The following is a 13071-nucleotide window of genomic DNA, read 5'->3' as shown; positions in this document are numbered from 1 at the left end:
AGCCATGAAAGTTAATCGCGTCGAAGTGTTCGATATTCATTGTCCAGAAAGACCAGCTTGGACACCTGTTTTTGTGCGTATTCACACTGATGAAGGTATTAGCGGTGTGGGGGAAGCGGGTCTTGCTTATGATTTAGGTCATAGCGCAGCAGCGGCAATGATCAAAGAAATGGCTGATGCCTTTTTAATTGGTCATGACCCATTTCAAACAGAAAAACTGTGGTCACGAATGCTACGCGAAAGCTTTTGGGGTTTAGGTGGTGGTCCTGTTGTGTATGCAGCAATGAGCGCCATTGATACTGCGCTTTGGGATATAAAAGGTAAAGCATTAGGTTTACCTGTTTATCAGCTATTAGGCGGTAAAGTTAACGATAAGCTACGTACTTACGCATCACAATTACAGTTTGACTGGGACAGCGAATTTAAAGCGCTTGTTCACCCAGAAGAATACGCAGAAGCAGCGCTTAAGGCGATGGCTGAAGGTTATGATGCGGTAAAAGTTGATCCAATTCAGTACGATAAAAACGGCAATACTTATTATGATCGTACTAACATTATTTCTCGTGCAGAAATGAAGTTATATCGTGCGCGTATGCAAGCTATTCGTGAAGCGGTCGGTGACGAAGTTGATATTATTTTTGAGTGTCACAGCTTACCTGGTGCAACATCAGCAATTCAAATTGGTGAGATTGCTGAAGAGTTCGATTGTATGTATTACGAAGAACCTGTGAATTACTTAAATCATTCATTACACGCAAAAGTTGCCGACAAAGTTGCTGTGCCAATTGCAGGTGGTGAACGTTTGTATAACCGATGGGGTGTGCGTCCATACTTAGAAGATCAAAGTATTGATGTGCTACAGCCAGACTTAGGTCTATGTGGTGGTTTCACAGAAACTAAAAAAGTGTGTGATTATGCAGATATTTTCGATGTGCGCATTCAAGCTCACGTGTGTGGTGGACCAGTAGCAACCGCAGCTTCGTTACACCTAGAAACCGCAATTCCTAACTTCTTAATTCACGAACATCACACCTATGCGATTAAAAAGTGGAACCGTGAGTTATGTATTCAAGATCCACAGCCTAAAAATGGTTTCTTCCAAGTATCAGAAGAGCCAGGGATCGGTATTGAGCTGAATGACGAAGTTATTATGCGCTCACAACGTGTTGAGATTAAGTAATACTAATTCACAATATCAGAGTTAAAATTAAATGTTGAATATTGAAAAAGGCCCGTTAGGGCCTTTTTTGTGAAAAAATGTAATTGTTAATATTTATGCATTAGGCTTTTTTATTAAATAATAGGTATGTTTAAGCTGAATGCCGAATCAAAGTTTGCTAGTTTTAATGTTAAATGTTTTGGTTTATTTTGATGTTTTTAATATAATCCATCTCTGTATTGTTTATGTTTCTGAAATTATACCAGTTAAAACCCTGTGATTACATAAAGTTACATTTAGTCCCAGATTCTAATAAATATGGTTTTTTTGTAATATATTTGTGTTTTTTAATTTACATTCTTGTTTCATTTTACTAATGTAATTGTGCCTATTTTATAGGCGCAAATAATTATAATTTAAACAGGGATACAAAAATGAAATCAATGTTTCGGAAAAGCATAACAGCGATAGCAGTTACTGCATCGCTAGGTTTAGCCCTTCCTGCATCTGCATCGGACGTAATTGGTTCTGTTCAGAATGTGGCAAATACCTCTTCTTACACTGTAAAAGTTAAAAACCCAGCAACAGGTTTAGAACGTACTTTAAATATTTCAGAAAATGGAACTTTCCGCTTTGCATCATTACCTTCAGGTAACTATGACATTCAGATTCTAAAAGACGGTAATATTGTTGCTGAAGACAAAGTGCGTGTTTCTTTAGGTGCTAACTCAAAGGCAAACTTTGATTTAGCAAGTGTTGCAAGCTCAGGCCCTGAAGTTATTCAAGTTGTTGGTGCACGTATTTCATCAATAGATTTATCGACAGCTGACTCAGGCTTGGTTATTACCGATGCTGAAATCGATCGTATGCCTATCAGTCGTGATCTTACTTCGGTTGCATTATTAGCGCCTGGTGCAGTTAAAGGTGATAGTGCATTTGGTAACACTGCGTCATTTGGTGGTTCATCTGTTGCGGAAAATGCTTGTTATATCAATGGTCTTGAAGTAACAAATACACGTCAAGGTCTAGGATGTGGTGAAGTACCATTCGAATTTTATGACCAATTCCAAGTAAAAACGGGTGGTTACTCAGCGAAGTTTGGCCGTGCGACGGGTGGTACGATTAACACCACAACCAAAAGTGGTACCAATGAATGGGAATTCTCTGCAGTTGTACAATATTCTCCTGACTCACTTCAAGAAGAGGGTTCTATTTCACGTGGTAACCAAGGCGCCGGACAAATTTTCCGAGACGAAAGCGTAGCTTCTGATAATAGCGCGGATGTCACTTTAGCAGTGGGTGGTCCGTTAATTGAAGATACTTTATTCTTCTATGGCTTAGTAAACCCTCGTGATACAGAGTCTACATACACTTGGGGAGGTGACGAATTCTCACCAAACGATCAATATCGTAAAGAATCAGCATCAGGCGGTGATAACCTTTTCTGGGGTGGTAAGCTTGATTGGGATATTACGGATAACCATCGCTTGAGCTATTTTGCTTACTCAAACCGTCGTGATATTGAGCGCTCTGTTTTTGAGTATGACAATGGTGCGATTGGTGAGCGTATTGATGGCGCACTTCTAAAACGTGGTGGTAAAGCACAAAGCTTAAGCTATACAGGTATCTTAACAGAAGACCTAGTAGTTACAGCAATGGCTGGTAATATCAAAACTGAATATGAAACTCAGTCTGAAAATCTAGTTTGTCCAAGTGTCACTGACTCGCGTGGTACTTCAAACCCAATCACTGGCTGTGGTGCTGGTGGTAGTTTTGGAGCAAATAACGATGACAACACACAATACCGCTTAGATGTTGAGTATGTGTGGGATGCACACGAAATTAGCTTTGGTATCGATTATCAAGAGCGTAAATCAGAGCGAATCAGCCAACCAATTGGTGGCCATAGCTATGATTATCGTACGCTTGCAGATAATGGTAGCTGGCAAGCTGATAATGGTGCACTAACCAATAACACAGGTGCTGCACTTGATTATGTTGAAGATCGTATCTTTGACGGTGGTGGTAGCTTTGAGTCAGAATTAACCGCTTACTACCTTGAAGATCACTGGCAAGTAACTGATGATTTTGCTGTTAAAGTTGGCCTACGTATCGACGAATTCGATAGCTGGGGTACGACAGGCAAGTTATTAACAAGCTTTAAAACAGACATTGCTCCTCGCTTAGGTTTCACATGGGATCCAACAGGTACGGGTGATACGAAAGTGTACGGTACATATGGTCGTTACTATTTACCAGTTGCTAATAATACGATTTTCCGTGCGGCATCAGGTGTAAGTGATATCACGACTGCTTATACGTATACGGGTGTTGATCCAACAACAGGCGCACCAACAGGCCTTGCTCCTTTAGCTGATACTATCGGTAGTGGTGGTTTAGCAAACTCACAACAAGTGAGTGGTGTACCTGTTATTCCGGAAAAAGATATTTTCCAAGCAAAAGAAGCGGATCCGTTCTCTAAAGATGAGTACATCATTGGTGTGCAACAAGCACTTAATGATGAATACACTGTTGGTTTAAAAGGTACGTATCGTGAAGTTGCAACTGCACTTGATGATTACTGTGGCCGTTACGCATATCCATACTGCGTCATGATCAACCCTGGCTCTACATCAAGCTGGTACAGCGATGGTTATTACTGGAATGGTACTGATTGGGGTGATTCAAGCTTTGATAATGACGGTGTTCCAGATGCAGGTTCACTAACAACTTACTCAGCTGAAACAATCGGCTTACCGAAAGCAAATAATGAGTATACGTCAGTTGAATTTAGCCTAGATTACCGCGCGGAAACTATTCGTTACCAATTTGGTTATACTTGGGCACGTAGTGTAGGTAACTTCGAAGGTGCTGTTAAGTCTGACATCGGCCAAGCTGATGCGGGTATTACACAAGACTTCGACTTCCCAGCAGTAATGGATGGTTCACAAGGTTATCAACCTAACGATCGTCGTCACACATTTAAGTTCTTCGGTAGCTGGGAACCAGTTGAAAACTTAATTGTTGGTTGGAATGCAACACTACAAAGTGGTCGTCCACAAAGCTTGTTCGGTCAAGGTTATCCATCAAAAGATCCAAACCTAAATGGTGGCTGGGGTGATACTTTCTACATCTATACCAATGATTGTCCAGACACAAATGGTGATGGCGAATGTCAACAAGACGAAAAAATCTATGAGCAGCACTCTCGTGGTACAGCGGGTCGTACTCCTTGGACGTTTAACTTAGATTTATCAGCTGCATATGACTTTACAGTATCTGATATTGATATGCGTGCAACTATTAACGTATTTAACGTACTTAATAGCCAAGAGATGACATCTGCGAATGAGCATTATGAGCAAAATGAGGGTGAAGTTAACTCTTATTATGGTTCTGCGTATACATGGCAAGCACCTCGCTCTGTTCGTTTAGGATTTGAAGCTCGCTTCTAATCATAAGAACAATCAATTTGATTGTCCCCCGACTAAAAAAGCCCGTAAGGGCTTTTTTTATATCTGTTTATTTAGTTTAGATTAGTCTGTCGGTTTGCATTTTACCAAAGGAAGAGGCTCGGTGGCTTTACTATCTAAATGGCGTACAAAACACATTTGGTTTTTTATTAACAGCTCAAAACGTTCAGGCATATCTGGGTAAGACCCATGGTTGGACTTCTCTGGTATAGCAGCGTTATTCAAGCTTTCAATAACAAGTATGCTGCTATTGATAAACGCATCTTCGGCTACGTTAATAGGCTTACTGTGCATTAGCCTTGCTATGCCAAGTGCTATTAGCTCACTTTGCGGCTCTGTTAGCCGTGCATGTTGTAGTTTTGGAGTGGGTTCTTGCTTAGAACTACAGCCAAATAAGACACTAACTAGTAAAAGGCTGGTAATAGAGGCTTTCATTAATACTCCTGAACAAGCAAACAGATTTTAGACTTGATGCTTGTTCGCTTTATAAGTTTTAACTTTATTGAATATAGCTATTTTTTAAACAATTTGATAGATTTCACGGGCGTTTTTATAGCTTAGTTTTTGCCATAAACTCGGCTCGGAGCACAATGAGTGATAGTGATGCCAACAGTTTTCGTAACTGGTATTTATTTGGCAAACAGGGAAATTACTTGCAAACATCACACGATGTTCACCAAAGTACTTAACTAAATTATTAACCAGCCAAAGGTGTTTGTTTACGGCTATTTGCGTGAATTCTAAGCCTGAGAACTTTATCGCGATATTATCGCAGTGGCTGAGTTTAATGATTGCTTCAAGCCATGTTTTCTCATCACTAATAAAGCCTAAATGATTAATAACCACACGTAATGATGGCAGGGCTGTGCAATACTTAATAAGCTGCTCAGTTGTCTGCATGTTTTCAATTTCAAACTGTGCTTCAAAGTGTAAATTTTCGCCTGCGAGCATGGCTAGGTTGTCTTGGCAGTGAGGAGTTAATAAGCGCTTGGCTTCATCACCTTCGGTTATATCGCGAATACCAACCAAAGATGGATGATCTAACTCATTGAGTGACGCTTCAAAGTGTTTGGTAGATGCGTCAATCACACTGTAGCTGATTGCTCGATAGGGAATGTCATTTAAATGCGTTGCAAGCCAATTAAGCTCATTCACTGGCGCTTGATTATCAAAGCCAGCTTCAATATGCACCAAGGCTTCTAGTTGAAATGGACAAGCGGCTTTAAGTTCTGAGCTAGTAATTTGCTTTTTAATTCTATCTAGATTTGGCCAAGAGGGGGGATTGCTACCTTGTAGCCAAGTGTATTGACCCTCAGTGAGGTTAAAAAAGTGCACATGGGGGTCAATTATTTTGTCGCTCATTGCGTGGTGTATCCACCATCAATACTTTGTAAGCTACCAGTAATAAAGCTCGCTTCTGGGCTTATTAAAAAGTTCACCAAAGCAGCAATTTCTTCTGGTTGACCTAAACGCCCTAGCGGTTGCAGCGCGGCTTCTTCAGCAACAACCTCTGCTTTATCGGCACCACTGCGTTTACAGTAGGCATCAATCGCATTATGAAACAGTGGTGTTTCTATTGTACCCGGACACACTGCGTTAGCACGAATATTAAACGCGGCATAATCGAGTGCTGTCGTTTTTGCCATGGAAGCTAGCGCGTGCTTGGTTAGGTTATAAGCAAACGAGTTTGGTTTGCCAATAATTGCCTGATCAGAGGCAACCAACACGATACTGCCGCTTTGCTGGATTTTCATACTAGGTAATACGGCTTGAATTGCTGCATAGGCACCTTTCACATTGAGCGCAAACAGGGCATCAAACGTTGCTTCATCGGTGTTTTCAATGTTGGCACTTAGATGACGACCCGCATTAGAGATTAAGGCATCGACACGGCCCGTCTGTGCAATGATATCGGTGATAACCGATATCACCTGCTGAGTATCACTGACGTCACAGTGGTGATAATTGCCCTCAGACGGGGTGATATCTAAGTTGTAAACGGTGTATGCTTCACGTTCTAAACGCTCTACTATAGCTTTGCCTATGCCTTTACTGCCACCTGTGACAATTGCAACGTTTGTCATCATTTACCCTTAGTGGCTGTGGCCACAACCGCCTTCACCGTGCACGTGGCCGTGTGATAATTCGTCGGCTGTTGCTTGGCGAACATTGACTACTTCAACATCAAATGTCAGGGTTTTACCTGCAAATGGGTGGTTTAAGTCACAATCTGCATTGAAGCGACCCACTTTAACGATAGTCACTTGGTGACGGCCTTGGTTAGAATGAACAATAGCAGTCATACCTGGCTTCCACACTTTTGTGTTGCCTTGTAAGTGCTTAAGTGGAATACGTTGGATTAGGTTGTCAACGCGCTCACCGTAAGATTCGCTAGGCTCAAGTGTTACGCTGAAGTTATCACCAGCTGCTTTACCTTCAAGCGCTTTTTCAAGACCCGGAAGCATGCCTTCAGTACCATGGATATATGAAAGTGGCTCGCCATCTTTACTTGATTCGACTTGCTCGCCTGCTTCACTAAGTGTGTAGTGAAATTCAACCACTGCGTCTTTACTGATTTGCATGTTATTTCTCTTTAGAATTTAAAATATAGGCGGTGATTTTACGCTAACCGTTAAGACTGAGCAATCAAGGCTTTTTCAACGAGCCTTCTATTCTTGACAGCATGGCCTCACTGGTTGGCGTTTGTCGCTCAGCAGGTTTTGCTTGCGGTAAGTGAAGTGTCAAAATCGTGCCTGGTCTTAATATGCTGGTGGCACTCAGTTTATTCCAAGTTGCAATGTCTTTGTGTGGCACATCGTATAATTGGCTGATACTCCAAATTGAGTCACCTGGCTTTACTAGGTAATCAACCGCAATGGTTGCGATAGTTTCTTCATGTTGTTCGAGGTAGGGGCTAATATTGTAATCAACCAGTAATGATTCTGGCATGGTTTGTGGCTGTGATAAACGCAACTGCTCACCTACTTTGATTAGGTTGCTTGTTTTGCTATTGAGTGCTTTTAGATCCTTTACAGACATATTAAAGCGTCTAGAAAGACTGTAAAGAGTATCGCCTTTTTGCACTATATACTCACCAGCAAAGTTATTGCGAAACAATTTGCTTTGTAATAGCGTACGCTGGTCAAGAGGCAATAGCAGGGTATGTGGACCATTCGGGGAGCTTTGGTTTTTTAAATATCCTGGATTTAATTTATGGAGCTGGTTATGTCCCACGCCAGATAAGTTAGCTATTACTGAAAAATCAAACTGCTGGCCAACATCAAACTCAGTAGTGAGTGCTTTATTAACCAATTTAGGCCGTTTTAAGCCTTGCTCAGGATGTTTCAGTAAATAACTTAGTGCTAATAGTTTAGGAATATAATCGGCAGTTTCTTTTGGTAAAGATAACGACCAATAGTCAGTTTTTTTACCTATTTTTTTATTCTTTTCAATGGCTTTTTTTACACGTCCCTCGCCACTGTTGTAAGCGGCAAGTGCATGTAACCAGTCACCATCAAAGCGCTTGTGTAAGTAACTTAAATAAGCCAAAGCGGCATCGGTTGAGGCGAGAATATCTTGGCGTCCGTCATACCATTGATCGCTTTGTACGCCAAAATGATAAGCTGTTGCGCCAACAAGTTGCCAAACACCTACAGCATTCTTTGATGAGCTTACTGTCGGTCTAAAATCACTCTCGACAAATGGCAGCAAGGCCAGCTCCATAGGTAGCTTTTGTCGTTCGATCCGTGTCACGATATGATACAAGTAAGGTGCTGCACGTTTGTTTACTTTTATGAGGTAATGAGGCTGTTTTAAATACCATTTTATACGTGCAGAAGTATGCTTATTAGTTTGAAAGACGAGTGTTAAATTGTTGGCGATATGCTGCCAAAGATCGTTCGAACGAGGTGTTGGTAACGGAGTGTCACCAGCTGGCAGTGGCGCAACTGTAGCGGGTAGTTCAACAGCCGTTGAAGCCACATAGTCACTAGTTGCTTGCTGGGTTGCTAAGTCGGGCTCATAATGGTTAAAAACCGCTGGTCTTTCCCGCTCATCTGTTTTCTGCTGAGTTAGTTGGCATCCCTGTAGACCAATAACTAAGCTCAGCCAAAGTAAATATCTCAAACTTACTCGAGCCATATAATAAAATCCTTTTACTATTTTAGCTCTATTTTGACAACTTGCTCTGTTTTAGTCCAGCCTCTAGAAACATAGAGAAAGCCCTTTCACCTATTTCATCAAGCTGATATTGCTGTTTTATCTCGGCAGGAAAAAGCGGAATTAATTCACTAACTGATTTATCTGGCGCTGATTTTGTCATCTCTTTAATCGTTTTTAAAAACCTTAAAGGGAGCGCAAGATCTTGTGGCGATAGTGGCTTGCCATGACCAGGTAAAATAGTTACGAGCGTGGTATTTTTTTGAATATCTTGCAGTACTGTGATCCAGCTAGTAAAGGTACCATGCCCGGGATAGGGTAAGCTGTCGACTATATCTGCGCCTAACAGAACGCGGCCTTGATCTGCACTTAAAGTAAGATCGCCTTTAGTGTGCGCTTGGTAAGGTGTAATAACTACGGGATAATCACCAAGGTCTAGCTGTGTTGATTCAGTAATGCTAATAGCCGGCGGGTTTAAGGCTAACTCCCGCCAGCGAAATAAACGCTTTTTAGCAAGTTCTAGTTTGTCGCGCCAAATCACTTGTTGATCTTCTGGTTGATTGGCAAGGCGTTGATAGCTCAGCTCTATGCTTTTTTCATAGCCATCTAATTTATCAGTTAATGCTTGCTGCATGGCGGCAAACTCAGTTTCTACTTGCTGATGAACTATCAGTTTGGCTTTAGGGAATTCAGCCTGTAAAACCGCTAATCCTAGTAGATGATCATCATGATAATGACTGGCCACTAAATAACATAATGGTGTTTTTAGGTGTTCTTTTAGCTGTTCTGCGAGCATTTCTACTTCGGCAAAGTTACCGCTGGCATCAAACATTAAGGCGCACTCTTTACCTTCAATTAGCACTTGATTCGAATCGTAAAAGCGCAGTTTATTTTGTTGTTGAAGAAATTGAATTTCGGGAGTGATGCTATGCCAGCTAACGCTTGATTGGGCGCTATAGCTTACAAAAAGACAGATCAAAAAAGCACAAAATCGCATGGTGTTCCGCTCGAATAATAGTCAGTGCAGTTGATTGTAAACAAAAAAAGCGCTGGATGCGCTTTTTTCTAAATACTAAGATGTTGGCTGAGCTTATCTATTAGTTTGTCATGTTGTTGCTCTTGTTCTGCTTGTTGCGATTTAACTTCGAGTAATTCATGACTTAAATGTAATGCGGCCATCAGCAGGGCTTTTTGGTCATTTCGAACCGATGAGCGTTGTTTCATTTGCTCCACTAAGTCATTCAAATTTTGTGCAGCAGCAACTAGGGCGTGCTCTTGCCCAGGTGGGCAAGAGAACTCATGTTCTTTACCTAGTAGCTCTACGCTGACCCGCTGACTTTGTGGGCTGCTCATTAGCTAGCCTGTTGTACGCTTTGTAATTTCTCAAGCAGGCCTGTTAATGTACTGCTTGCATCTTTTTGCTTCTCTTCGTTTTCTAGCACTTCAAGTTGCAGAGTTTCGTTCTCATCTAAAAGCTTAGCTGTTTGCTCTTGTAGGCTTTTAACTTCGCTTTCAAGTTCGCTATTGCGAAGGATTAATTTGTCGATCAGTTGTTCGAGTTGGGAAAGAGTTTCGTTATTCATAAATGCGCTCATAAAACTGTGGTTATTGTCATGCAAATGTAAAGGAAAGTGTCTTGATATGCCAGCATTTACGGCTGTTTTAGCGTATTTTTATTTATTATTAAGGCTTAATTCAGCGTAATGGCTTTTTTATTCATTTATGGTTCATGGAATAGCCTGAACTTAGGATCATTTGTTGTTTATCATGTACAATAAGACTATTCATTTTTAACGCAGTTTGCATCTGGCGAATTATAAATATGCTTAGTTATCGACACTCTTTTCATGCGGGTAACCCTGCTGATGTGCTAAAACATCTTGTTCTAGCTGAAGTACTTAAATACCAAACAATCAAAGATAAGCCACTTGATTATGTAGACACGCACTCAGGTGCTGGTTTTTTTGAACTTGCAGGCAGTGACGCACAAAAAACACAAGAATATTTAGAGGGTATTGCTAAGCTTTGGCAGCATAATAGTGAGCATGATGCACTTAATGAATATATTGAGCTAATTAAATCATTTAACCAAAACGGTAATTTAGATTTTTACCCAGGTTCACCAAAAATTGCCGAGCACTTTTTGCGTCGCCAAGATAACGGTTGGTTTTTTGAGTTACACCCACGAGATCTACAATTACTGCAAGACAATATGAAAGGTAAACGTTCTATTCGTGTTCGTGGCGAAAACGGCTTTCAAGGCTTAGTTGGTTTGTTACCTCCAGCGTCACGTCGAGCTTGCGTGCTTATTGACCCTCCATACGAAATTAAAAATGATTACGACACGGTTGTTAACACCCTTGTTAAAGCATATAAGCGCTTTGCAACGGGAACATATATGATTTGGTATCCGGTTGTTGACCGTGAACGAATCGATAGAATGGAAGCGGGTTTAATTGCATCGGGTATGCGTAACATTCAGCTTTTCGAGCTCGCAACACAGGCCGATACTGACGTTCATGGAATGACAGCGTCGGGTATGATAGTGATTAACCCACTATGGAAATTAAAGCAAACAATGGATGCGGTATTACCAGAACTTGTTTCATTATTAAGCGACAGCAGTGGTTTTTATCGTAGCGAGCAATTAGTTGAAGAATAATTCTTTTTCAATACAAAAACGCCCAGCAATTGCTGGGCGTTTTTAATTTTACCGCTATTAATTCATGTAAGTAGCTGCAAAGGTCGCTAGTGGCTCGTCACTATCATCTAGCAAGGTTAATTGCTCACCATTGATAGAGTATTTAGCAGTGGCTGCTAGTGTTGCTGACATGGCTGCTTCGATATCCATTTGTGCTACACACATTCTTTCGGTGATAGCTAATGGTTTGAAGGTCAGCATTTGCTCATTAACTTCGTAATTACCTGAGAAGTTATTACAGCCTAAGTAACCACTGGTTGAACCATCGTCTTTAAACTGCACGAAGGGTTCTTTATTTTCAACAGTGATTGTTTCACCGCTAATTGTAACTGCTTTCCAGTAGGTATTTGTTAAAGTAACATCGGGTTTTTTAGCCGATACTTTTGTCACTGTTACCTTGTAAACATCGCCCGATACATCTTCAGCAAATGGGTTATTGTGAGTGGTGCTAATGTAAAGTAATTTACCTTGATTCTCTATGCGCGCACTTACACTATAACGGTGACGGTCAGCAATTTTGCTTTCATCATATTCGAGTTCCACGCTGTATGGTGGGGCGCCGTTTAATTCAATTTCTTGTTCGCTGAGTACGTCAGCTTTGGCATCCATTTTTGAAACATCAGCCAACTGTACTTTTAATACCGAACCAGGGGGGAGCATGCTACGGTCTAAATAAGTAACTTGAGTATTTAGGGTTTTCATTGTTGATTGTTCAGCCTGTGGTGCACTTGAGTCTTCACCACAACCTGTTAATACTAAGCTGCTCCCTAAGATCATTAAACTGCATAGAGAAGCGCGTTTGAAAGATGAGATGGTATCCGAAGCCATGATTGTTTCCTTGCGTTTTTAGGGGTATGCGTCTTTGTTTTAAAGTTAGCATAAAGTTCGCTGACTTAATCATAGCTTAATTAACAAAAAATGGGCACTAGGCCCATTTTCGTCATAACGAGTCGCTTTATGAAAATAAAGCGTATTAGAGTAATCGTTACTTTTTCACGTATTTAGTGAGGATAACAATACGCTGCCCGTCAACACGACCTTCGATGTGCTCAGGGTTGCTTGTTAAACCGATGTTTCTTACTGCTGTGCCACGTTTAGCAACAAGGCTACTGCCTTTAACATCAAGATCTTTAATTAGAGTTACAGTGTCACCTGCTTGAAGTACAACGCCATTACTGTCGATGTGTTTAATATCATCGTCTTCCGCAAGTGCTGTTTGTGCCCACTTTAGCGTGTCTTCTTCTAAATAAATCATGTCTAGAGCATCTTGTGCCCAGCCGTTATCAGCCGCTAAACGTTTTAACATGCGATAAGCCACTACTTGTACTGCAGGTGTTTGACTCCACATACTATCATTTAAACAATGCCAGTGGTTTGCAGTTAGATCGGCATTATTCTCAATTTGATCTTTACAAGTTTGGCAAACATAAATGCATTTATCAGAATGAGCCTCTGTAACAGGTGGCACCTCGTAAACAGATAGGTTATCTGTAGCGGTGCAAAGTTCACATTGGTTATTACTGCGTTCGATTAGTGCTTGTTCAATGCTCATAGGAGACTCTTTTTAGTTAACAAGGTAA

General features: G+C 41.0%; 13 protein-coding genes. 3 read left to right on the top strand and 10 right to left on the bottom strand.

Translation table 11 applies throughout. From position 1 onward, the window contains the following. Positions 1–4: 4 nt before the first annotated feature. Together J8Z25_RS15090 and J8Z25_RS15085 are read left to right on the top strand one after the other, a co-directional pair. A complete protein-coding gene (locus tag J8Z25_RS15090; protein WP_130050396.1) occupies positions 5–1180 on the top strand; it encodes a mandelate racemase/muconate lactonizing enzyme family protein in 1176 nt (391 codons plus the stop codon). Positions 1181–1593: 413 nt separating this feature from the next. Further along, the gene (locus tag J8Z25_RS15085; protein WP_250661333.1) at positions 1594–4614 is read left to right on the top strand and encodes a TonB-dependent receptor; all 3021 of its coding nucleotides are present in this window, start codon (positions 1594–1596) and stop codon (positions 4612–4614) included. Between the two features lie 81 nt (positions 4615–4695). Here J8Z25_RS15085 and J8Z25_RS15080 read toward each other — a convergent pair whose 3' ends face one another. The 8 genes from J8Z25_RS15080 to J8Z25_RS15045 form a co-directional block, all read right to left on the bottom strand. Next, a complete protein-coding gene (locus J8Z25_RS15080) occupies positions 4696–5067 on the bottom strand; it encodes a hypothetical protein (protein ID WP_250661332.1) in 372 nt (123 codons plus the stop codon). An 84-nt stretch (positions 5068–5151) separates the two neighbouring features. Further along, on the bottom strand, positions 5152–5994 hold the full coding sequence (locus J8Z25_RS15075) for an amidohydrolase family protein (RefSeq protein ID WP_250661331.1): 843 nt from the start codon (positions 5992–5994) through the stop codon (positions 5152–5154). Then, positions 5991–6716 carry an SDR family NAD(P)-dependent oxidoreductase gene (locus J8Z25_RS15070; protein ID WP_250662040.1) on the bottom strand — a complete coding sequence of 242 codons (726 nt, stop codon included), beginning with the start codon at positions 6714–6716 and terminating at the stop codon, positions 5991–5993. Before J8Z25_RS15070 ends, J8Z25_RS15075 begins: the two co-directional genes overlap by 4 nt. Before the next feature lie 9 nt (positions 6717–6725). Continuing rightward, positions 6726–7214 (bottom strand): FKBP-type peptidyl-prolyl cis-trans isomerase, encoded by a 489-nt coding sequence (locus tag J8Z25_RS15065; protein WP_130050399.1) that lies wholly within the window; start codon positions 7212–7214, stop codon positions 6726–6728. Positions 7215–7278: 64 nt separating this feature from the next. After that, positions 7279–8772, bottom strand: coding sequence for a LysM peptidoglycan-binding domain-containing protein (locus J8Z25_RS15060; RefSeq protein ID WP_250661330.1), 1494 nt, complete (start codon positions 8770–8772; stop codon positions 7279–7281). A 28-nt stretch (positions 8773–8800) separates the two neighbouring features. After that, the gene (locus J8Z25_RS15055) at positions 8801–9787 is read right to left on the bottom strand and encodes an MBL fold metallo-hydrolase (RefSeq protein ID WP_250661329.1); all 987 of its coding nucleotides are present in this window, start codon (positions 9785–9787) and stop codon (positions 8801–8803) included. Between the two features lie 68 nt (positions 9788–9855). Continuing rightward, entirely contained in the window at positions 9856–10143 is a 288-nt protein-coding gene (locus J8Z25_RS15050) for a cell division protein ZapA (RefSeq protein ID WP_130050402.1), read from the bottom strand. After that, a complete protein-coding gene (locus J8Z25_RS15045; RefSeq protein ID WP_130050403.1) occupies positions 10143–10373 on the bottom strand; it encodes a DUF904 domain-containing protein in 231 nt (76 codons plus the stop codon). Before J8Z25_RS15045 ends, J8Z25_RS15050 begins: the two co-directional genes overlap by 1 nt. Positions 10374–10612: 239 nt before the next feature. Between J8Z25_RS15045 and J8Z25_RS15040 the strand changes: the two genes are divergently transcribed. Then, positions 10613–11452, top strand: a complete 840-nt coding sequence (locus J8Z25_RS15040; RefSeq protein ID WP_250661328.1) for a 23S rRNA (adenine(2030)-N(6))-methyltransferase RlmJ — start codon at positions 10613–10615, stop codon at positions 11450–11452. A 57-nt stretch (positions 11453–11509) separates the two neighbouring features. Here J8Z25_RS15040 and J8Z25_RS15035 read toward each other — a convergent pair whose 3' ends face one another. Further along, the gene (locus J8Z25_RS15035; protein WP_130050405.1) at positions 11510–12319 is read right to left on the bottom strand and encodes an META domain-containing protein; all 810 of its coding nucleotides are present in this window, start codon (positions 12317–12319) and stop codon (positions 11510–11512) included. A gap of 157 nt (positions 12320–12476) precedes the next feature. After that, the gene (locus J8Z25_RS15030; protein WP_130050406.1) at positions 12477–13043 is read right to left on the bottom strand and encodes a PhnA domain-containing protein; all 567 of its coding nucleotides are present in this window, start codon (positions 13041–13043) and stop codon (positions 12477–12479) included. Between the last annotated feature and the right edge of the window lie 28 nt (positions 13044–13071).

Source organism: Pseudoalteromonas sp. SCSIO 43101, assembly GCF_023650775.1.
GTDB lineage: Bacteria > Pseudomonadota > Gammaproteobacteria > Enterobacterales > Alteromonadaceae > Pseudoalteromonas > Pseudoalteromonas apostichopi.
This window is presented reverse-complemented; position numbering and strand designations above follow the sequence as displayed.